The 21,700-nt window shown below is 63.4% G+C and carries 16 protein-coding genes; 4 read left to right on the forward strand and 12 right to left on the reverse strand.

All coding sequences use genetic code 11. The features are described from left to right. Positions 1–288 precede the first annotated feature (288 nt). From COLINT_RS07885 to COLINT_RS07905, 5 genes are all read right to left on the reverse strand, one after another. Positions 289–1,137 carry a hypothetical protein gene (locus COLINT_RS07885; RefSeq protein ID WP_006723950.1) on the reverse strand — a complete coding sequence of 283 codons (849 nt, stop codon included), beginning with the start codon at positions 1,135–1,137 and terminating at the stop codon, positions 289–291. 246 nt (positions 1,138–1,383) lie between these two features. Then, positions 1,384–2,229, reverse strand: coding sequence for a patatin-like phospholipase family protein (locus COLINT_RS07890; RefSeq protein ID WP_211204005.1), 846 nt, complete (start codon positions 2,227–2,229; stop codon positions 1,384–1,386). 234 nt (positions 2,230–2,463) lie between these two features. Then, the gene (locus COLINT_RS07895) at positions 2,464–3,327 is read right to left on the reverse strand and encodes a class I SAM-dependent methyltransferase (RefSeq protein ID WP_006723952.1); all 864 of its coding nucleotides are present in this window, start codon (positions 3,325–3,327) and stop codon (positions 2,464–2,466) included. Then, entirely contained in the window at positions 3,324–4,229 is a 906-nt protein-coding gene (locus COLINT_RS07900) for a hypothetical protein (protein ID WP_006723953.1), read from the reverse strand. Before COLINT_RS07900 ends, COLINT_RS07895 begins: the two co-directional genes overlap by 4 nt. 26 nt (positions 4,230–4,255) lie before the next feature. Further along, positions 4,256–5,119, reverse strand: a complete 864-nt coding sequence (locus COLINT_RS07905; protein WP_233418454.1) for a type III pantothenate kinase — start codon at positions 5,117–5,119, stop codon at positions 4,256–4,258. A 115-nt stretch (positions 5,120–5,234) separates the two neighbouring features. Between COLINT_RS07905 and COLINT_RS07910 the strand changes: the two genes are divergently transcribed. Then, on the forward strand, positions 5,235–6,938 hold the full coding sequence (locus COLINT_RS07910) for an OPT/YSL family transporter (RefSeq protein WP_006723955.1): 1,704 nt from the start codon (positions 5,235–5,237) through the stop codon (positions 6,936–6,938). Positions 6,939–7,417: 479 nt separating this feature from the next. Here COLINT_RS07910 and COLINT_RS07915 read toward each other — a convergent pair whose 3' ends face one another. Further along, the gene (locus tag COLINT_RS07915) at positions 7,418–9,850 is read right to left on the reverse strand and encodes a Tex family protein (protein WP_006723956.1); all 2,433 of its coding nucleotides are present in this window, start codon (positions 9,848–9,850) and stop codon (positions 7,418–7,420) included. 301 nt (positions 9,851–10,151) lie between these two features. On the opposite strand from COLINT_RS07915, the gene COLINT_RS07920 reads away from it, so the two are divergent. Both COLINT_RS07920 and COLINT_RS07925 read left to right on the forward strand, forming a co-directional pair. Then, positions 10,152–10,640, forward strand: coding sequence for a low molecular weight protein-tyrosine-phosphatase (locus tag COLINT_RS07920; protein ID WP_006723958.1), 489 nt, complete (start codon positions 10,152–10,154; stop codon positions 10,638–10,640). Between the two features lie 8 nt (positions 10,641–10,648). Continuing rightward, the gene (locus tag COLINT_RS07925) at positions 10,649–11,365 is read left to right on the forward strand and encodes a DUF554 domain-containing protein (protein ID WP_006723959.1); all 717 of its coding nucleotides are present in this window, start codon (positions 10,649–10,651) and stop codon (positions 11,363–11,365) included. A gap of 385 nt (positions 11,366–11,750) precedes the next feature. Here the strand turns inward: COLINT_RS07925 and COLINT_RS07930 are convergent, their stop codons facing one another. The 5 genes from COLINT_RS07930 to COLINT_RS07950 form a co-directional block, all read right to left on the reverse strand. Continuing rightward, positions 11,751–13,364 carry a peptide chain release factor 3 gene (locus COLINT_RS07930; RefSeq protein WP_006723960.1) on the reverse strand — a complete coding sequence of 538 codons (1,614 nt, stop codon included), beginning with the start codon at positions 13,362–13,364 and terminating at the stop codon, positions 11,751–11,753. A gap of 218 nt (positions 13,365–13,582) precedes the next feature. Then, positions 13,583–13,867, reverse strand: coding sequence for a hypothetical protein (locus tag COLINT_RS07935; protein WP_006723961.1), 285 nt, complete (start codon positions 13,865–13,867; stop codon positions 13,583–13,585). Then, a complete protein-coding gene (locus COLINT_RS07940) occupies positions 13,867–14,136 on the reverse strand; it encodes a hypothetical protein (protein WP_039910738.1) in 270 nt (89 codons plus the stop codon). The genes COLINT_RS07935 and COLINT_RS07940 overlap by 1 nt, the downstream gene beginning before the upstream one ends. A gap of 473 nt (positions 14,137–14,609) precedes the next feature. After that, positions 14,610–16,277: a SulP family inorganic anion transporter gene (locus COLINT_RS07945; protein ID WP_006723963.1), complete on the reverse strand. Its 1,668-nt coding sequence runs from the start codon at positions 16,275–16,277 to the stop codon at positions 14,610–14,612. A gap of 143 nt (positions 16,278–16,420) precedes the next feature. Continuing rightward, positions 16,421–17,113 carry a class I SAM-dependent methyltransferase gene (locus tag COLINT_RS07950; protein ID WP_006723966.1) on the reverse strand — a complete coding sequence of 231 codons (693 nt, stop codon included), beginning with the start codon at positions 17,111–17,113 and terminating at the stop codon, positions 16,421–16,423. Between the two features lie 247 nt (positions 17,114–17,360). Between COLINT_RS07950 and COLINT_RS07955 the strand changes: the two genes are divergently transcribed. Further along, positions 17,361–18,047 (forward strand): phosphoribosylaminoimidazolesuccinocarboxamide synthase, encoded by a 687-nt coding sequence (locus COLINT_RS07955; RefSeq protein ID WP_039910739.1) that lies wholly within the window; start codon positions 17,361–17,363, stop codon positions 18,045–18,047. A 257-nt stretch (positions 18,048–18,304) separates the two neighbouring features. On the opposite strand, the gene COLINT_RS07960 is transcribed toward COLINT_RS07955, so the two are convergent. Further along, positions 18,305–21,628: a LamG-like jellyroll fold domain-containing protein gene (locus COLINT_RS07960; protein ID WP_006723968.1), complete on the reverse strand. Its 3,324-nt coding sequence runs from the start codon at positions 21,626–21,628 to the stop codon at positions 18,305–18,307. Positions 21,629–21,700 lie beyond the last annotated feature (72 nt).

Consider the following 21,700-nt stretch of genomic DNA (forward strand, 5'->3'; position numbering starts at 1 on the left):
CCCGCGCCCGGGCCTGGCACGGGTTCGGCACCGCAAACCCGGACAACAAAAAGGAGCGCACGGGAGTTTCGAATCCCGTGCGCCCCCGACGTGCGCGTTTTCTTGCTGTAGCCACACTCGGCAAAACCAGCAGACTCGATCGAGCCGGACCACTGCAACCAACCCGACCACTCGGGCCGATGCGATGTTGCAATCGCGGCTTAAACCCATGTGGCCAACGGAACCGCAGAGACGATCAGCTCCCTGCCCCGCTTTGGCCGGACCCGCCGGACCGCGCTCAGCCTCGCTCTAGAAGCGACGGCCACCGCGATCGCCGTAGTTGCCACGGCCGCCGCGATCACCGTAACCGCCACGACCACCGCGGTCGTCACGGCCACCAAAGCCGCCACGGCCACCACGGCCGCCACGGTCACGATCGCCGAAGTCGCGACGAGGGCCGCGATCGCCAAAGTCCTTGCGAGGACCACGGTCACCGAAATCGCGGCGCGGGCCACGGTCGCCACCGCGATCGCCAAAGCCACCACGGCCACCGCGGTCGCCGCCACGGCCACCGCGATCATCGTTGTCCAGACCCATCTCGGTCAGCGGGTCGATGAGCTTGTCCATGAGCGCGACGATATCCTCGGCGTCCAGCTGGGACAGCTGCGGGACGAGCTTCTTGCGCTTGCCACCGATGGAAGCGGCGAGCTCCTCGGCGTTCTCGTTGGCGGAGACGAGGATGGCGCGCATGTCCTCCTCCTCGGGCATGATGCGCGTCACAGCGCCGACTTCCTCAGCCTCGCGCAGGATGCCGTCGAGCTCGCGCAGACGCATGCCGAGCAGGTCGGACATCTCCTTCTGCTCCATCTGGGGCTTGAGCTCGAGGAGCTTGAGGGCGCGCATGAGCTCGCTGGCGCGGGCGGCGTCGGCCTCGGCCTCACGGCCCATGGCGAACTTGCGGTTGCGGAGCAGGCGAGCAGCGCGCTGCACCTTATCGAAAAGCTGGTCGTCCAGGCTGGGCTCCTCCTCGGCAGCCTCCTCGGCAGTCTCCTCGACGACGTCCTCGGCCTCGACAGCCTCCTCGACGACCTCGACGGCCTCGGAAGCCTCGACGACCTCTTCCACGTTCTCGTTCTCGTTCTCGATGTACTCGGACATTTCGTCCTCCTTCTGCGCCCTCGGACGCGTTCATTGGGGGCCTCGCCCCGATGCCGGCGACCTCTATTTCCGCCTGGGCACCATCTCCACGCCTTCCGGCGTCTCATGCGGCACGCTCCATCTGAGCCTCGAATGCCGCCGTACACCAGTGTACGCGCCGCGGAGCCACTTCAATCGTGCGCTTTTGGTGACACACACCTTTCGCATCCACCTGGGAATGTGGCTCCAATCAGCGGATGCCGCCGGCTATGCCAAATAGCGCCTCACGTCCGCAATCCGCGCCTCGCCGTCGCGGCGCCCTACCTGGTAGATCCGCTCCAAGATCTCCGGGTCCTTTACGACGAGCGGCGCCTTGACCGACTCGCTCGGGCGGATGACGAGCGCCTTCCCGTCGCGCTCGAGGCGGGCCACCTCTTCGAGCTGGGCGTTATAGCGCACGTGGCGGTTGGCTAGCAACTCCACCAGCTTGGGATACGCACCGTATGCGCGCTTCAAGAGCGGCATGAGCCTGTTCGGTTCCTTCACGAATCCCGCGGGCTGTGTGAGAACGACCACGTTTCTGTCGTACCCCTGCGCGACCATCCATGCCGCTGGGATCGAGTTGGCGATGCCACCGTCGAGGAGCTCTCGGCCATCGAGCTCGACGGGTCGCGCGAGCAGGGGCACCGAGGCGGATGCCCGAATCCAATCGAGGTCATCGCCATCGCCGCGTTCGATGTCGCGATAGACGGCCTCGCCCGTGACGATATCCGTGCAAACGGCCGTGAAGCGCATGGGATTCGCGGCGGCGGCCTCTATATCGAAGGGATCGAGGCGCAAGGGCACCTCGCGGTAGGCGAAATCGATGCTGTAAAGCTCCCCGGTGCGCAGGAGGTTCTTAAGGCTGGCGTAACGCGGATCGGCGCAGAAGCGCTTGTTATAGCGGATGGCACGGCCCACCTGGCGCGACTTGATGTTCACGCCGAACGCGGCGCCCGCGGACACGCCCACCGCATGGGCGAACTCCACGCCGTGCTCCATGAACACGTCGAGCACGCCCGCCGTGTACAGACCGCGCATGCCGCCGCCCTCGAGCACCAAACCCGCCGTCATATCGCCCAGCCTCCCATCGTCGTGGCTTCGACGGGCCATTCTACGCCTATCGCACGGAGCGGCGTGAGGCCCCGCGTTGGGAAACCCATTTTTCGCTTCGCCGAGCGAGGGAGACGGATGCGGCGGGCCTGCCCGCTGTGGGCCTGCCGCTGCGGGCCCGTCCGCGGCAAGCCTGATCGCTGTGGACCTGCCCGGCGGGGCGCGAACGCTGTGGGCGAGCCCGCTGTGGGCCCGTCAGCGCGGCGGGACGATGCAGTCGTAGCGCACGGCCTTGCCAGCGATTGCGTGGCTCGGCTTGACGCCGGCGAGATGGGGGCCCTTCACCGGGCGCTTGATCACGACTTTATGCGGACGCGCGGCGAGCGCGGCCTGAAGCAGTGACTCCTCGTCGAGGGGCTCAGACGGGCGCTCGAGGCCGTGGATGAGCTGGAACTTCTTCTTGACCGCAGCGCTCTTGGTGCGCCCCGGGAACATGGGGTCGAGATAGACCACGTCGGGCTGCGCATCCATACTGGCCCCAGCGCGGTCGAGGGTGATGCGGCTGTCGCCCGCGACCAAGTGCATGCGCTCGACAATAGGCCCGAGGACCTCATGCGCCGATGCCCGCGCGAGGGCGTCCTCGAGCAGGGCGGCGATCACCGGATCGGCCTCGCACAGCGTGACCGTGAAGCCGGCCGCAGCGAGCAGCAGGGAGTCTTCGCCCAGCCCCGCCGTGGCATCCACGGCACGCGGGGCCCCAACGCCCTTCACCCGGGCGGCCTTGACGAGCATCTCTCGCTGCAGGGCACCCTGCTTGATGCGGGGCAGCATCTCGGCAAAATCGGGGCGGAGCTCCATGCCATCGCGCATGAGGGAGAGACCGTCGCGGGACACCTTGAGATACAGGAGGCCCGGCTCGGGAATGAAAGCCGCCTCCGAACAACCGGCCTCACAGACCGCGACCGGGGCGTCCAGTCGATCGGACAGACCCTGCGCGCGATCGAGCGAGTCCCCGTCGATGCAAAGCACCGTCACGGGCGATTCGGCAGAACCGCCCCTCGATGCGGCGACATCCGGCGCGCCCCGCATACCGCCCTCCTCGATTCGAGACCCCGTCATGACCGGTCCCCGCCCTTGATGGCGTTGACCGCGCCACGACGCACCTTGGCCGGGTTGAGCGTCGATGCGGCGGCGTGAATATCGATATTCACGCCCAGCAAGATCTTCGCCATCCAAAAGTAGAAGAGAAGCACCAGCAGCGGAATGAGGCACGAGGTCACGAGCATCACCGCCAGCGACTCGATGAACTGGTTGAGCGACTCCTGGGCGCCCTCGACGGCGCTCGAAATCCCGCCGGTCACCGTGTCGATAGCGCCCTGGAAAAATCCGAGGATGCCGCCTTCGTCCTTCTTGCCGCCTTCCGACTCGGCCTCCGCCGCGCCCTCGGCCAACGCCTCGGCCGCCTCGACCGACTGCGCGAGCGAAGTGTCGTACATGGCATCGACCTGGTTGGTCACCCAGGTGCTGGTGGGTATGGCCAACAGCAGCACCGCGCCGATCAAGGCGAGTTTGACACCGAGGCGCACCGGCACGGCCGACCAGCGCGCACGGCCGTACGCCCAGGTGAACACAATCGCAGCGAGGAGCGCGAGCGGCATCACGAGCCCCAGCGCAACACCGCTGAAGATGGCAATGAGGTATTTCTCAAGGAACAGGGCGGCGAGCACGATGAGGAAACCGGTACTCAGATCCATGAGCTTCTCGGCGATGGGCGAGCCCGCGTCGCCGGGGATCGCCGAGATGAGCGCTGATGCACCCGCGGAGCCCGCCGTGAGGGTGAGCACGTTGTCGATCTTCTCGTCGATGGTGGCAATCACCCCCGCATGCGCCTCAGGCGAGGCGAAGTGCGGGGCAAGGCCGAACACGAACAGGGCGATGAGGGCCACAAGGACCATGGTGATAATCGCCCGCACCTGGGTGCTGGGCCCGAACGTCTCGTCGTACTGCTCAATTTCGTTCATGGGAACACCTCTCATCTATTCGCGTGTCAGTGGCGATTGCGGAGCCAGATATGATGCAATCCGCGCAGGGTGAGGGTCTCATCGACCACCGCATCATGGGAGATGAGAGCGGCGACCTGCGCGGCGCCGTCCCCCGTCATCACCACGGGAGCGTCGGTGCCAAGCTCGTCCATCACCGCGTCGAGCAGGCCGTCGATGCGCGCCGCCTCGCCCAGGACCACGCCGGACTGCATGGCGGAGCGTGTGCTGCGTCCGATCACGCGCTCCGGCGCTCGCAGCTCAATCATGGGCAGACGCGCCGCCGCGGCGGTAAGCGAACGCGCACCCAGCGCGACACCAGGGGCGATGATGCCTCCGGCAAAGGCGCCGGACTCGTCCACGACCTCGATATTCGTGGTCGTCCCCAAATCCACCACGACCACGGGAGCACCGTAGGTCTCGCGCGCCGCCACCGCGTCGGCCACACGGTCGGAACCAACTTCGGACGGATCGTCATAGCGCATGCGGATGCCGGTCTTGAGACCCGGGCCCACCGCGTAGGGACGGGTTCCACACAGCTTGCCCAAAGCGGAGCGCCACACCTCGGCAAGGCTCGGCACCACGCAGGAGAGGATGGCGCTTGTGGGCTCGGGCGCGCCCAGCATGTCGATCGCACAGGCGGCCTGCGCCCATGCCTCATCGGCCGTGCAGCGCTCGGAGGTCGTTACCTCCCACGTGCCCGCGAGTTCATCCGCGGCGAACACGCCGAACTTGGTAACGGTGTTGCCCACGTCGACGGCGAGAAGGCAGGACGCCGTCGAGGGCTCCGAGATGCCCCGAGCTTGCAAAACCCGGTCGCGTGAATCCGGTCCCTCGGGCCGAGCGCCCGTGGCCTCCATATCGACATCCATCGCGCCCTCCATGTTCTCGAACGCATATCTCTCAATCGAGCTTACACTATAGCGGTCCTATTGCCGTAACCCGACTCCCCGCATAAGGGGGAGCGGATATACGAAGGAGCTACAAATGAGTTCTCTGAACCAGCGCGCGCCGTGGCGCGGGCAGATCAGTGCCGCCGGTATTCTCATCGGCTGCATCGGCTGCGTCATCATCACGGCATCTTCCGTCTACACGGCCCTCAAGATGGGCGCCCTGCCCTGGCCGACCATCTTCACCTCGATTACCGCGCTGGTCCTGCTGCGCGCGGCGGGCCGCACAAGCCTGAACGAGGCGAACGTCACCCAGATCATCATGTCAGCCGGTTCCATGGTCGCGGGCGGATTGGCTTTCACCATCCCCGGCGTATGGATGCTCGGCCTCGATGCGGAGCTGAGCTGGATCGAGATCGGCGGCGTCGCGCTGGCCGGCACGCTGCTCGGCCTGGTGTGCACGGCGCTGATCCGCCGCCGTTTTGTCGAGGAGCCCGACCTCGAGTACCCCATCGGCACCGCCGCCGCCGAAACGCTCATGGCCAGCCGCGCGGGCGGCGCAACGGGCAAGAGGCTCTTCGGGTCCATGGCGGTGGCCGGCATCTGGTGCGCGCTGCGCGACCTCGCGGGCGTCATCCCCGCCATGATCGGCGCACTGCCCATCCCCGGCGTGGCCTTCGGCATCTACAACTCGCCCATGCTGCTATCGGTCGGCTTTTTGGTGGGCGGCGCCGCCGTGGCATTTTGGCTGGCAGGCGGGCTCATCGCGAACTTCGGGATCATCGTGGGCGGCAGCGCGGCGGGACTCTGGGACGTGGCGAACGCGCAGGGAATCGTGTCGAGCCTGGGCATGGGCCTCATGATGGGCTCTGGCATCGGTGTCGTGGTGCGAGACATCCTGCCCGCCGCCTTCCGTAGCGCGCACAATGGACGACACGACGACGACCACGCAAACGCCCCCGCACGCGCATTCGGAAAACTCGACCGCAGCGTCCTCGCCCTGTTCGTGGCGGCGGCCGCCCTCCTCGTCTGCCTCGTGCTCGGCCTCTCCCCCATCGCCTGCGCCGTCGTGGTGGTGCTCGCATTCGTCACCACCATCATGAGCGCGCAGTCGGTGGGCCAAACCGGCATAGACCCCATGGAGATCTTCGGCCTCATCGTCCTGTTGGTCATCGCCGCCCTGGGAGAGTCCGATCAGGTCAGGCTCCTTTTCGTCGCAGGCGTGGTGGCCGTGGCATGCGGCCTCGCGGGCGACGTCATGAGTGACTTCAAAACCGGCAAAATCATCGGCACCGACCCGCGCGCCATGTGGATCGGCCAGGCGATCGGCGCCCTGATCGGCTGCGCCGTATCGGTGGCGGTGATGTGCGCGCTCCTCAACGCCTACGGCGCCGACGCATTCGGCCCCGGAAAGCTCTTCGTGTCCGCCCAGGCAAGCGTGGTGGCAACCATGGTGTCGGGCATCCCGAGCGTCCCCGCCTTCGTGCTCGGCCTTGTCGCGGGCGTGGCCCTGTACTGCCTGGGCATCCCGTCCATGATGCTTGGCCTCGGCGTGTACCTACCGTTTTACATGACGCTCTCGGCCTCTCTCGGCGCAGCCGTGAAGATCGCCTACGATCGCATAGCGTCCATCCGGAACGCGCGTGCGAGCGGCAACGTGGCGGCGAATGCCAATACGGACGCCGGTGAGACGTCGCACGAGGAGACCGGCATCATCGTTGCCTCCGGCGTGCTCGGCGGCGAGTCGATCGTGGGCGTGATCATCGCGCTCGCATCCGTTGCGAGCGGCCTTTTGGGGTAAGCGCACTCACGTCGGCTCTTTCCCCATAATCAAACGACCATGCCCCATGCCGCGGCATCACGATGCGCCGTATGGGTACCTTCAAGGCCAATTCGGGGCCGTCCACCGAGGAGCTGCACTCGATGGACGGCCCGCGCTTTATGCTTGATTGCACCTGAGCGCACCGCCCGGTCCCGGGGATTCGGCCCACACGACTCCTGGCCGCATGCACGACACCCCTCCAAAGCCTCGGGCGATGCGCCTCCTTGCGACTGGCCCCGCGAAAGGCGCTCGCCATGCGGGTTTTCGACACCACCCTGTACCAAATCTATCCGCTCGGCATGCCGGGCATCCCCTGCCTGTATTACGGCAGCGAGTGAGGACAGCCTGGAGAGAAGGGCACCGGCTACCTGGCCGACATCGACCTGCGCCCGGCGATTGCGGCGCCTCCTGTCGAGGCGCCAGGCCCCTCGGGCCCATGGCGAATGGGCCGAAAAGGACTACTTGCCCATGCGGCCCTTCACCATGGTGAGGGAGATCTTGCCGCGCGCCTTGTCGACGCCGGTGATCCACACGGTCACGGTATCGCCCACTGCCACGACCTCGCTCGGATGCTTCACAAAGCGATCGGCGAGCTTGGAGATGTGGACCAGACCATCCTGATGCACGCCGATATCCACAAACGCGCCGAAGTCCACCACGTTGCGCACGGTGCCCTTGAGCTCCATGCCGACCTCGAGGTCCTCGATGCTGCGCGCCGCCTGGGAGAACACGACCTCGGGGGCGTCGTCGCGCGGGTCGCGGCCGGGCTTTTCGAGCTCCGCCACGATATCGCGCAGGGTGGGCACGCCGCAGCCCAGCTCGGCGGCCACCGCGCCCAGACCGCCGATCTTGGCGCCAATGCCCGGCACGCCGCCCGCCGCCAGCGCACTCGGCGCCACACCGGCACGGCGCAGTAGCTCACCGGCGATCTCATAGCTCTCGGGATGCACACTCGTGGCGTCGAGCGGGTTCTTGCCACCCGTGATGCGCATGAAGCCCGCCGCGTTGAGATACGCCTTGGGGCCGAGCTTGGGAACCTTCTTGAGCTGACGGCGATCGGTGAAGGCGCCGTTCTCCTCGCGGTACGCCACGATGTTCTTCGCCACGGCGGGCGTGATGCCCGAAACGTATCCGAGCAGACTCGCGCTCGCGGTGTTCACGTCCACGCCCACGCGGTTGACCACGTTCTCCACCACGTTGCCCAGCGCGCGACCGAGCTCGGCCTGATCGAGGTCGTGCTGGTACTGGCCGACGCCGATGGACTGCGGCGGGATCTTGACGAGCTCGGCCAAGGGGTCCTGCAGGCGGCGACCCAAGCTCATGGCGCCGCGCGTGGTCACGTCGAGGTCCGGGTACTCCTCACTTGCCAGCTTGGAAGCCGAGTACACCGAGGCACCCGCCTCATTGACGATGGTGTAACGTAGCTCGGGGGCGGACTCGGCAATGAAGGCGGACACGACCTCCTCGGTCTCACGGCTCGCCGTGCCGTTGCCCACCACGATGGTATTGATGCGGTGTTTGCGAGCGAGGCGCAAAAGCTCGCGCTTGGTGCCCGCGATGTCGCGACGTGGCGGCGTGGGATACAGAATCGTGTGGTCGAGCAGTTTGCCGTACTCGTCGAGCACCGCTACCTTGCAGCCAGCGCGATAGCCCGGGTCGAGCGCGATCACTCGCGCACCGCGCACCGGGCGCTGCTGCAGCAGGCCCTCGGTGTTCTTGGCAAAGACCTTGATGGCGTCGGCCTGGGCGCGCATGGTGAGGTCGACGCGAAGCTCGCGCTCGAGCGAGGGGGCCATGAGGCGCTTGTAGCCATCGGCGATGGCGGCGTTGAGCTCGGATGCGAACGGCCCACGGCGACGCGGGTAGCGGCTCTGGAGGCGCTCGGCCGCGGCCTCACCGTCCACGCGCACGCGCACGCGCAGCTTGCCCTCGCGCTCGCCGCGGTTAATGGCGAGGATGCGATGGTTAGGAATGGAACGAGCCGGCTCGGAAAACTCGTAATAGGGCTCGTACGGCGTCTTTTCGTCCGCATCGATCGCCTCGGACTCGATGGCGGCCGTCTTATGCGTGTACTCGCGCAGGTCCGCCGTGTTTTCGGGGTCCTCCGCCACGAGCTCGGCAACGATATCGCGCGCACCCGCAAGCGCCGCCTCCGCAGTGGCAAAGCCGCCCTCGGCGTTGACGTATTCGGCCGCCGCCACGAGCGGCTCGGCCCCCTGGGCGGGCTGCATGAGAATGAGGTTGGCGAGCGGTTCGAGGCCGGAGTCGCGCGCCTTGGACGCACGGGTGGCGCGCTTCTTGCGGTAGGGCTTGTAGAGGTCCTCCACGCGCTGAAGCGTGGACGCCTCTTCAATGCTTGCACGCAGCTCCTCGGTGAGCTTGCCCTGGGCGTCAATCACCGCGATCACGTCGGACTTGCGCTGCTCGAGATTGCGAAGATAAGACAGGCGATCATCGAGTGTGCGCAGCGCGACGTCGTCCATGCCGCCTGTGGCCTCCTTGCGGTAGCGCGCGATGAACGGGATCGTCGCTCCCTCATCGATGAGCGAGATCACGGCCTCGATGCGAGCGGCGGGCTGGTTCAACTCGGAGGCGAGGGCCGCGACGATGCGCTTGTGACGAGCCGCCAGTTCCTCGGGCGAAGTCTCCGCGCGGCGACCGGTCGCCGGGGCATCCGCGACATCGTCGGCGGTGAGCGAGCCGGCGGAGCCGAGGGTGCGCACCGTGGCGGCACGGACCGGTGCCACGGAAGGCGCGGGTTCCGAAACGGGCGCGGGCGCTGGCGCAGCGGGCTCGATGATGACATCCTTGCGCGCGCCGCTCCCCTCCGGGCTCAGCGTGGCGACCATATTCATGATGGAGGCGATGTCGACGTTGTTCGTTTCGGTCATATGAAGACTCTCCCATCGAATTCGGCTAGGCATTACATCCTACCCGACCGTTGGGACGCATCATGCAATCCCTATGCGGCGGCACGGAGGCAATCACGCACCGCCGGACCGGCCTCACCCGAATGTGTGCCAAGCCGATCTCGACGACCAGAGGCAAACCACCGGGGCCGAGCCCGCGCAACCGGAGGCAAAACCGCCGCACGCGCAAGCCATGCTGCCGCGCACGGCACCATGCCGTCCCACCCTCGCGCGCTCTGGTAAGCTGTGCTGTGAAATCACCCATTGAAAGGTCACTTGCGACATGCATCGCATTCTCTTCATCTGCCACGGGAACATCTGCCGTTCCACCATGGCCCAGTTCGTCTTTGAGGAACTCGTGCGGAGGGCCGGGCTCGAGGGCGAATTCACGATCGATTCCGCGGCGACGTCTCGCGAGGAGATCGGAAACCCTCCGCATCACGGGACCGTCTCCAAGCTCCGCGAAGCCGGCATCCCCGTCGGGGCGCATCGCGCTCGTCAGATCACGCGCGGCGAATACGGAAACTGGGACCTCATCGCGTACATGGATCGCGAGAACGAACGGGGCCTCAATCGCATTCTCAACGGCGATCCCAACGGCACCTGCCACAAGCTCTTGGAATTTGCCGGAAGCAACCGCGACGTGGCCGATCCCTGGTATACCGGGGACTTCGACGCGGCCTATCGAGATATCGCAGAGGGCTGCTCGGGCCTGTTCGAGCACGTAACCGGAATCAACGCGCCTCTCTTGCCAGGCATCGAAGCGCACTAGGAGCCCCCATGATCGGACTCGGAACGCTCATCGACGTCACGCTCATCCTCCTGGGCGGCTTCGCCGGCCTCGCCTTCGGACGGTTCATCAACGAACGCATACAAGACACCCTTCTCAAGGCAACCGCGGTGGCCATCATCTTCATCGGCATCTCCGGCGCCATGAGCGGCATGCTCACCGTATCCGGCGGCGAGATCTCGGCCGGCGGCTCCGTGCTCGTCGTCGTCTCGCTCGCGTTGGGGTCGCTCATCGGCGAAATGCTCGACCTCGAACGCCAGATCGACCGCTTTGGCGAGTGGCTCAAGTATGCGACCGGCAGCAGCGGCGACTCCGAGTTCGTGGACGCCTTCGTCACCGCGTCGCTTTCCGTCGCAATCGGCGCCATGTCCATCGTCGGCGCCATCCAGGACGGCACGATGGGCGACTGGACGACGCTCGCCATCAAGGGCGCCATCGACGCCCTGCTCGTGTGCACCATGACGGCGTCGATGGGCAAGGGCTGTATCTTCGCCGCGATTCCCGTGTTGGCGCTCCAGGGCGCCCTCACCTTGCTCGCAAGCTCCCTGCAGCCGCTCATGACCGCCGCGGCACTCGCCAACCTCTCGACGGTCGGCTCGATCCTCATCTTCTGCATCGGCATCAACCTGATCTGGCCCAAGACCTTCCGCGTGGCCAACATGCTCCCCGCGGTTGTCGTTGCCATGGCGGCGGCATTTGTGATGTAGACGACGGAGGATCGTCGCGAACACAAGGTAGGACCTTCGAGCACGGGTCCTCACGCGCCGTAGGCTGGCCCCGTGGCTGGCCCCGTGGCTGGTCCCGTGGCTGGTCCCGTGGCTGGTCGCAAAATGCCACTCTGTACAAACGTGGCATTTTGCGACCATTTTTCGCTTGAATAATCTAAAGAAATGGGCGTGATTCGCCACGCTGGAACAAAGTAGCAAATCACGACCATTTCCAGCCCGATATCTCAAAAAAATGGTCGCGATTTGCCACGCTAGAACAGAGCAGCAAATCGCGACCACTTCATGGGAGCGGAGCGCCTGAGAAGCGGGCCCGGGCATCGCGACGTGCGCGTCTCATGGCCAATGCCCGGGCCCCGCCTGCATCTTAGAACTCCACGTTGCCGAACTCGGACAGCTTGAGCTCCTTGTTGTGGTCCGTGGCCCAATCGATGTTCCACGGGCTCGTGAACAGTAGCAACTTGCCGCCGCGCATGTCCTCGACACGCAGCGTGTCGCGCGTGAGGGAGAGCGCCGGAATGTCGATGGTGCCGGGCTCGTTCACGATCCAGCGGATGTCGGTGTAGGGCAGCGGCTGGCGGCGCACCTCGACGTGGTACTCGCTCTTGAGGCGCTGCTCGAGCACCTCGAACTGCAGGGTGCCCACCACGCCCACGATGACCGACTCCATACCGGCGCCGAGCTCGCGGAAGATCTGGATGGCACCTTCCTGGGCGAGCTGCTCCATGCCCTTCACGAACTGCTTGCGCTTGAGCGTATCGACCTGCGTGACGCGCGCGAACAGCTCGGGCGCGAACGTGGGGATGCCCGTGAACTGCACCGGCTTCTTGCCCGTGCAGATGGTGTCGCCGATGGAGAAGATGCCCGGGTCGAACAGGCCCACGATGTCGCCGGCGTAGGCCTCGTCCACGATGGCGCGGTCGTCGGCCATCATGGTCGTGCCCGTGGCCAGCTTGATCTTGCGGCCGCCCTGCACGTGCGTGGCGTCCATGCCGCGCTCGAACTTGCCGGAGCAGATGCGCACGAAGGCAATGCGGTCGCGATGGTTCTTGTCCATGTTCGCCTGGATCTTGAAGACGAAGCCGGAGAAGTCCTCACGCGTGGGCTCCACGGGCTCGCCGGTCAGCGCGTCGGTGTGCGCGCCGGGGCCGGGGGCCAGGCGCAGGAAGTCCTTGAGGAAGGGCTCGACGCCGAAGTTCGTGAGCGCGGAGCCGAAAAACACCGGGGAGAGCTTGCCCGTGAGAACCGCATCGAGGTCGAACTCGGAATCGGCACCATCGAGCAGCTCGATGTCGTCCATCAGGTTGTTGTGGTTGTGCTCGCCGATGAGCTCGGTCAGCGCGGCGTCGCCGAGCGTGGCCTCGACCTCATCGACCTTCTTGGTGCCATTGGCGCGGCCGTCGCCCTCGAACGCAAGGACCTTACGGCTGGCGCGGTCGAATACGCCGCGGAAGTCGCGGCCGTTGCCGATAGGCCAGTTCATGGGATAGGTGCGGATGCCGAGCACGTTCTCGACCTCTTCCATGAGGTCAAACGGGTCGCGCGTCTCGCGGTCCATCTTGTTCACGAACGTGAAGATCGGGATACCGCGCATAGCGCAGACGCGGAAGAGCTTCTTGGTCTGGGCCTCGACGCCCTTGGCGCCGTCGATCACCATGACCGCGGCGTCGGCGGCCATGAGGGTGCGGTACGTGTCCTCGGAGAAGTCCTGGTGGCCGGGGGTATCGAGAATGTTCACGCAGCAGCCGCCATAGGTGAACTGGAGCACCGAGGAGGTGACGGAAATACCGCGCTGCTTCTCGATGTCCATCCAGTCGGAGACCGCATGGCGGGAGTTCTGCTTGCCCTTGACCGAACCGGCGGACTGGATGGTGCCGGTGTAGAGCAGGAGCTTCTCGGTAAGGGTGGTCTTGCCGGCGTCGGGGTGCGAGATGATCGCGAACGTGCGACGCGAGGAGATCTGCGGGGCGTAAGAGGCCATGGGCGCGTGCGTCCTTTTCTAACGTGGCGGCGCAGATGCGCACGCCGTTCCATGTATCGTGATTTGAACCGTACGTATTGTAGCGGCACAAAGCACTACATCCCGGCCGGACTCCCCCACAAACGCATTATGCAGGGGATTTCCACCGCAGAACTTGCAGCATTCCGAATGCGGGAACTCACAGGCCGAAAAACGCCGTGTGGATCCGCTCGTTCTAATCAACCAGCTGCCGCCAAGACTCGCACAGCCTTCTCAACAGCGGCCTCGCGCATGAACGCAGACTTCTTGATCCCAAGCTCCTTTGCCGCCGCGGCAATGAGCGCGGCGCTGCTTTCCGGGCATTTAAATGAGAGGTTGGCATTCGGTTCCTCAGACAAACGGGGCCTCCCAACGCGCAGCTCAACCAAAGGCCCTTCCCAAGTGCCCTCTTCCCACTCACGAGCCATTTCCTCGATGTCGCGGTCTGTTAAAACTTTCCCGTCGGCGAGTTTATACGTAGCCATCAAGTCCTCCTTCCCTTGACCTCATCTCTCACGCGCTTTGAAAGCGGAGTGTTCGCGTGATAGATGAGATATCCCGTCGCCGTCGGCACGCCAACCATTTCTACCTCTCTCCCCTTTCCATCGATTCCAATCCAGAGATATTCCGGTGAATTCTTCGAACCGGTCCGCAACGCCTGAAAAAACGAGTTTTGCCAAGCGACGCGCACATCTTCATCGGAAAGCTGGGGGTGACGCGCACTCACTCTAGGATGAACAACGAGCTCAAGCATGGTATTCCACCTGTCATCCATTTTATACTACTATATTCTACTACTAAATGACATGAGAGAGATTTGGCTTGGTGCTGTTCCAGATAGCCCCCGGCCAAATTTGAACTAACCGCAAAAGCTGCGCGCCCTGTCCACCTCCCAGCAGCTCCATCGCGACGCCAAAAGACGCCCATGTAGAACACGCTCACTGGGGAAATGAAAGCCGAATCAACGGCCCCGTATAGCCACAGGTTCTCACGCGGATAGAGCTTGTCCGTGCTTGACGCAAACAGCCGCTTCAGTCGACAAGCTCCCATAACAGTCAGTATACGAACATTTGTTCTGTTGTCAAGTTTTGCCGAGGGCACTAAAACGCCCTGGACCTCATGAGTCCAGGGCGCCTAATTCTTCGTATTTAATGCAGGAAGACGCACCGAATCACAAGCGCCTCATTCGCATCTGCCCCCGAGTGGGGCCTGCCTTCAAAATGGGCCTTACGCGTCCTCCCCCAGCAGCTCGCGGGCATGGGCGATGGCGTCGTCGATACTGGTGCGGAAGTGCTCGCGACCCACCTTCTCCACAAAGCCGGCGCGCTCCATGGTCTTCATGGGCTGCTCGTTGGCGTGCGAAATGATGAGCTGCACGTCATTCTCGGCACAATACTCGCGCAGGTTCTCGAGCGCGTTCATGGCCGAGGAGTCGAGCGAAGGCACGCCGCGCATGCGGACGATCAGGTAGCGGGTGAACTCCTTCACCGAGATCTCGGCGATCTGGTCGGTCATGCCGAAGAACATCGGGCCGTTGATCTCGTACACGCGCACGCTCTTCGGCAGCTCGCGCAGGTGCGTGACCTCGGAGTCCTCGTCGCAGTAGTACTTCCAACCGCGGACCTCGGTCTCGTCGCTCAGGCGCTTCATGAGCAGCACGAGCGTGATCATCATGCCAACGCCGATGGCCATAACCAGGTCGAACACCACGGTAAAGAGGAAGGTGACCACAAGCACGGCCACGTCGCTCTTGGGTGCGGTGCGTACCTGGTGCACCACGGTGCGCCAGCCGGACATGTTGTAGGCAACCTGCAGCAGAATGGCGGCGATGCAAGGCATGGGGATGAGCGCCGCATACGGCATGAGGAACACCATCACGGCGAGCAACACCACGGCGTGGACCATGCCGGCGATGGGCGTACGGCCGCCGGCCTTCACGTTGGCGGCGGTGCGGGCGATGGCGCCCGTGGCGGGAATGCCGCCGAACATCACGGAACCGATGTTGCCCACGCCCTGGGCGACGAGCTCCATGTTGGCGCGATGGTGCGAGCTGATCATGGAATCGGCCACCACGCAAGACAGCAGAGACTCGATGGCCGCGAGGATCGCGATGGTGAAGCCGTTGGGCAGCTGCTCGCGGAACAGATCGAAGCTCAACTGGGGCAGTTGCAGCTGCGGAACACCGGCGTTGATGGTGTAGAGGTCGCCGATGGTGTTCACGTTCATGCCCAGACCGCTCACCATGGCAATTCCCGCGAGCACCGCGATGAGCGAGCCGGGGATGCGCTGGCTCACGCGCGGCCACAGCACGAGCACCGCCAGACACACGAGGCCCACGATGAGCGCCTCGACGTTGAAGGTGGAGAAGCTGGCGGCCACGGCCGAGAGCTTGTCCATCGTCTCGATGGTGGGGGTGCCTGCCGGGTACGTGAGGCCGAACAGATCCTTGAGCTGGCCGGCCACGATGGTCACCGCGATGCCCGCCGTGAAGCCCGTGGTGATGGTGTAGGGCACGAAGCGGATGAGCGTGCCCAGGCGAAAGGCGCCCATGAGGATCAGAAGCACGCCTGCGATGATGGTCGCGGCCACCAGGCCGTCCATACCGCTCGAGGCGACGATGCCCGCCACGATGGTGGCGAACGCGGCGGTGGGACCCGAGATCTGCACCGCACTGCCGCCGAGCAACGCGATGATGAAGCCCGCGACGATGGCGGTATAAAGGCCCTGCTCGGGCCCGACACCCGAAGCGATGGCGAGGGCGATCGACAGGGGCAGCGCCACGATGGCCACCACGATGCCGGCGACGATGTCGCGGGGGATCTGGCGCTTGAGCTGTTCGGGGTCCTGGTGTTTGATGATGCTGAAGAGGATGGGCTTGATCTTGTCGCGCGTCATTTGGGTGCTTCCCGGCTTTCTACTCTTGATGTGCGTGCGGCATCGCCCAGGCGAATGGACACGCGAAAACGCCCGGCGGCGGTGCCCCGGACGGAACGCATGAGGTCATTTCGTTGTAATCGCACTTGAACGACGCCCTCCTGTTATACCACAGGCGCGCCCTTCACCCCGTTCGCATCTGGTACGTAACGCCAAATGGAGTAGTGCTGAGGGTGCCCGAAAACCGGAAAACCGCCAGCCGGATGCGCATAAAACGAACCCTCCCGCTCTCGCATCCATCCCGCACGGCCCAGATACGCAAAGCTCTCGCCGTTATCCGACATGTGCACGAGCGTGATGGAACGGCGCACCTGCGCCTCGAGCCGGTCGAGAAACTCGACGAGCAAGACCTGGTCGAATGGGTTGAACAGGTAGAAATGCGTATAGGCCCCCAAGGGGATGTCGAGTGCACTGCCCGCGATGACCTCGAGCCCGTCGCGGCCCCTCGTCCACGACGCCGCCCGCGCGGCCAACCGCCCATCAAGCTCGACCCCCGTCACACGACACGGCAGCTGCGTCGCCACGGCGTATGCCAGGACACGGCCCGCCCCGCAGCCCACGTCGAGCAGGCGGTCGGTCCGCTCAAAAGACAATCCCCCCAGCAAGTCGTCGAGAATCCAGTACGGAGTGGGTGTGGGCTCATGAGCGCCCCCGCCGAGAACAGTTGGGTCCCCCAGTGCCGCCAGCGGCTCGCCCGCCACTGCGACGTCGAGGGCACGATCGGCCCTGCTCTGATCGGCTTCGCACGCCGCGCGCGCCGATGCTGCGCGATACGCGCGCATGGAAAGATCAACCATCGTCAAACAGCCTTTCGCACGCGGCAACCGACCCGCGCGGCCACCGTTTCAGAGGGGTCCTTTTTCGCCATGTAAACATGCTTCCCACCACGCGATGTTCGAGCATGCCATGCTCGCCAAAATGACACCCATGCATAATCTTTCTGTAACAATAAATCAGTTTGCGCATGACCTTATTAGGCACCTTGACGATGTTGTACACTCACACCGTCAAAGCATGCGGCGCTGTGTGAAAGGACTTACCGCCATGACCAAGGAACTCGTGTACTCCGGCAAGACCAAGGACGTGTTCGCCCTCGAGAACGGCAACTACCTGCTCAAGTTCAAGGACGACTGCACCGGCAAGGACGGCGTCTTCGATCCGGGCGAGAACGCGGTCGGCCTCACCATCGAGGGCGTGGGCGACGTCAACCTCCGCATGTCCATCTACTTCTTCGAGAAGATCAACGCCGCCGGCATCAAGACCCACTACGTGTCCGCCAACCTCGACGACACCACCATGGAGGTCCTGCCCGCCAAGGTCTTTGGCGAGGGCCTCGAGGTCATCTGCCGCAACAAGGCCGTGGGCTCCTTCTACCGCCGCTATAAGCAGTACTGCAACGAGGGCGACGACCTGCCGTCCTACGTTGAGACCACCTTCAAGAACGACGAGCTGGGCGACCCGCTGGTCACTAAGGACGGCCTGGTCGACCTGGGCGTCATGACCGCCGAGCAGTACGACTCCCTCAAGGAGATGACCAAGCAGATCACCAAGATCGTCGCCGACGACCTGGCCGAGAAGGGCCTCGTCCTCTACGACATCAAGTTCGAGTTCGGCTACGACGCCGACGGCAACGTCATCCTGATCGACGAGATCGCCTCCGGCAACATGCGCGTCTACAAGGACGGCGAGTACGTTGACCCGATGACCCTCTCCGAGCTGTTCTTCGCGTAAGAACGGTCGCTTCGCAGGTGCCGAACGACGAGGCGCCGCTCCCCAAACGAGCATTACAACATGGGCCCTTCGCATCTATGGCGAAGGGCCCATGTTTATTTCCATCGGATATCGACCGCGTAAGGACATTGTTCGTGGGGGCAGCCAAGCGACCGCCGCCGCGCTCGCACATAAAAAGCGCCCGGCGTCGTATCTCATCTAAGAGATAAACACCGGACGCTCGATGCCCTTAAGACATCAGGATGACGATGGGTGCGCTACGAACGACGCTTGCGACCCTTCGCCCCGGCAACCGCCAGGGCAGCACCGGCAAAGCCCATCATAGCGACAAGCGATGCGGGATCGCCCGTCTGCGGCAAACCACCGTTGGGAGTGGCCTGGGGCTTCTCCTGCGGCTTGGGTGCGGGCTTGGCGGGTTCGACCGGCTTTGCCTCGCCGATGCCGGTCAGCGGCTTGCTCCACTTTGCGGTCAGGACCATGTCGCGATCGATCGGCTTGCTGAAATCGAACAGCGCGCCGTCCTTGGTAAACCAGCCCTCGAACGTCCAGCCGTCCTTAGTGGGAACGGGGGCCTCACCCTCGAGCTTGCCATCAACGGCGATAAGGGACGCGACCTTGTTACCGTTGACCATAAACTCAACCGTGTGACGCATCGGCTGCGGCTCGGGCTCAGGCTCGGGAGCGGGCTCAGGCGCAGGATCACCAATCGTCACAATGGTGAAGGAATGCGGAGCAAGCTCCAACTCCGGAGCGGCGGAAGATGACTTGAACTCAGTTTTTTCGATCTTGACGTTGTCCGGGTGATCTAGATCGTTCTCCTGATCGAAGCTTGCACCGGAAAGCGTCTGGACCTTGACAGTCTTCCCAGTCAAGTCCACACCGTTCACGGACAGAACGGCCTTGTTGGCAAGGGAAGCATTTGCACCGGCGGTCTCCACGTCGTTCAATCCCAAATTGACGATGGCAAGATACACAGTGCCATTGGAATCGGTCGAAGCCATGACGGAGTGCTGCGACACACCATTGGAAAGCGTCGACTCATTAGAGAGAGCCACATCCACCATTTTGCTGCCAAAGCTGCTGTTGAGCATTTCGAAAATACTCGCACTGGGCGTAGAGAAGAACTTGAACGGACCCGTACCGTCTTTCTGACCGTCAAGGTTGTTCTGAGCAACAGCCTGGATTACCGCCTGCTGAGTCGGGCCAAGCGAATCTGCGCCAGAAGAGTAGTAGTCAACCAGGCAGTGCTTCTGAATGTAAGGACTTCCCTGCTCAGCGTATTCCATGATAGCGCGAGCAATGAACAGTGCATGCGATTGCGAGCGCACCATGGGGTTAGTGGAGCGGAAGATACCGTACTCGGAAATAACCGGAACCTTGCTATCGTCACCCGATATCTTTCGCATGTAGTCAACATGGCCCTTAACGCTGTTGGCAACGCCATCGCCCAAGCGCATGACATCGAGATACCACTGCGTCCTGTCTTGAACAGTAGCAGCGTTATCGTTCATGTGCGGATTGCCAACTTTGTTGGTGTACGGATGAACCGCCATGCCGTCGTACAGGTTATCAGCATTCTTCTGATGCATCTTGTCGACAAAGTCATTGGCTTCCCAGGAGGTGTAGACGTTGATCTTATCCTGGGAACCAGAAGCCTCGTTGATCTGCTTCTGGGTCTCGCGCATGGCCTTGGAAATGTCAATGAAGCCGTCACGCTCAACCTGATAGTCAGCTTTGACCTGCTTGCCCTTCTCGGGGATGGCACCATGCTCACCATCGCCGAATTTGAAGAAGCCGGTCTTCACGTCGATCTGATAGACCTTCTCGTCCTTATCCGCCTTGGTGATGTCATCGGTGGGATTCCACAGCTCATCACCAACGTAGACCTTAACGGAGCCCGGAACGACAGCATCGCGCTTGACGCCGTCCCTATCCGTACGAGGAATCAATGCATAGCGGCAGCCGAACTCCTGGCTAGGCTCACCGGTCGAGAAAGACTTTGCCTGGTTCCAGTCGCCGCGAACCACGGCATACTGCTTGCTGAACGTCGCAGTACCACCATCGACGTAGCCCTCAAGCGCGCCGCCGTCGACGCGGGGCATCCAATACTGCTGCGAAGCGGTTCCGTCGTCGCCGCCCTGATTGTTCTCGTTGCCGATCTCGAAATAACGAATGCCGAAAGGCTCGGGATGACCGAGTTCCGCACGCCTATCGGCCCAGGCAACACCGCCATTGGGATTGGTGCCCTTCTTGGCGTTCAAGAACTCAACCATGTCGGCCGCATCGGCTGCGTCGCCGCGGCCGATGCCGTAAACCATGATGATCTCGGAGTTCATCTTTTCGGCGAACTCGGCGACCTCGAGCAGGCCAAAAGCAGGCACAAAGCCCGCCTGACCGGGATTGTTGTAGAAGCCATGAATCTGCGGAGTGCGCTCGATCTCGGGCGTCTCGGGATCAAGGTCACCGATGGACTCGGTCCACACATAGTTGTTCGAGATCGTGCCACCAGGGTAGCGCAGAGAGCCAAAACCTGCCTTTTTGTACAGGGCGGCAAAATCCTCCTTGACGGTGCCGTCAGGATTCACCGTACCGTAACCATAGTTCGAATAACGATGATTGATGCCAAATAGAGATTCATCGATATCGCGGATCACGTTCTTGGGATCGACCGAAATGGTCACACCGAGGGCACGAACCGCCTTGACTGCGTCAGACAGACCCTTCTTGGCGGCCTTCATGGCTTCGGGCTCATTGGCCTTAAGAGCATCCTCGGCCTTGGCAATCGCCGCGGCGAGTTCCCTGTGAGCCTGAGTCTGGTTGTCACCTGCTCCAGCAAGAAGCTTCTTAGCGGCATCAATTTCCTTGACCAGCTCGTCGGCAATGGCCAGCTCGCCATAGGAGGCATAAAGGGCCCTCGCCTCTTCAGCGGAAAGCGCCTTGTCGAAAATGCAGAGCTCGTCGACTTTGCCCTGGAAGCGGGACATATCTCCTGCGTTCTTGTGCTCGCCGATAATAAGCTTCATCATGCCGGCAGGCAAATTCTCAGTCCAGCCACCGCTACCGACCTTTGAGCCATTGATGTAGAGCGTCACGTTTCTGGGGTCGCCAGTCTTGGTGATAAGAACGTGCTCCCAGCTGCCACGCTTGGCATCCTGGCCGAGGTCGATATCGTTGCCGCCGACAAAGGACGTGAACTTCCCGTCTTGCTTTTGATACAGCAGGGTGCGACCCTCACCACCGAACTGCAAAATTGCCGTCTTGGCATCGGGGTTCTTATCGGTGTTGCAGACCCACATAGAAATGCTGTATACACCTTGAGAATTGACAGCGTTCTCAACACTCACGTCAAAATCCTTGGTCTTGTCAGCAAGAATCAAGGAGTTGCCGAGAGGCTTGAGGTCGCTCGCAGCGACCGTGGCGCCCTCGCCGGAGACCGTCAGTTTTAGATTTTTATCAGAGCCTTCATTGACATAGGCCTCTCCCTTTTTATTGTCGAAGGTCCAGTGACCAACCGGATTTCCGGGGACACTCGATGCATCGGCCCAAGCGGAGGGAATCGCAGCAATGCAGGTGGCGGTCAAAGCCGCTCCCGCCAGGAGGCATGCCGCAGCACTGCGAGAACGACGCCAGGCATCGTGCAATGGAATGCGCAG

It is taken from the genome of Collinsella intestinalis DSM 13280 (assembly GCF_000156175.1).
In the GTDB taxonomy this organism is placed as follows: Bacteria; Actinomycetota; Coriobacteriia; order Coriobacteriales; family Coriobacteriaceae; genus Collinsella; species Collinsella intestinalis.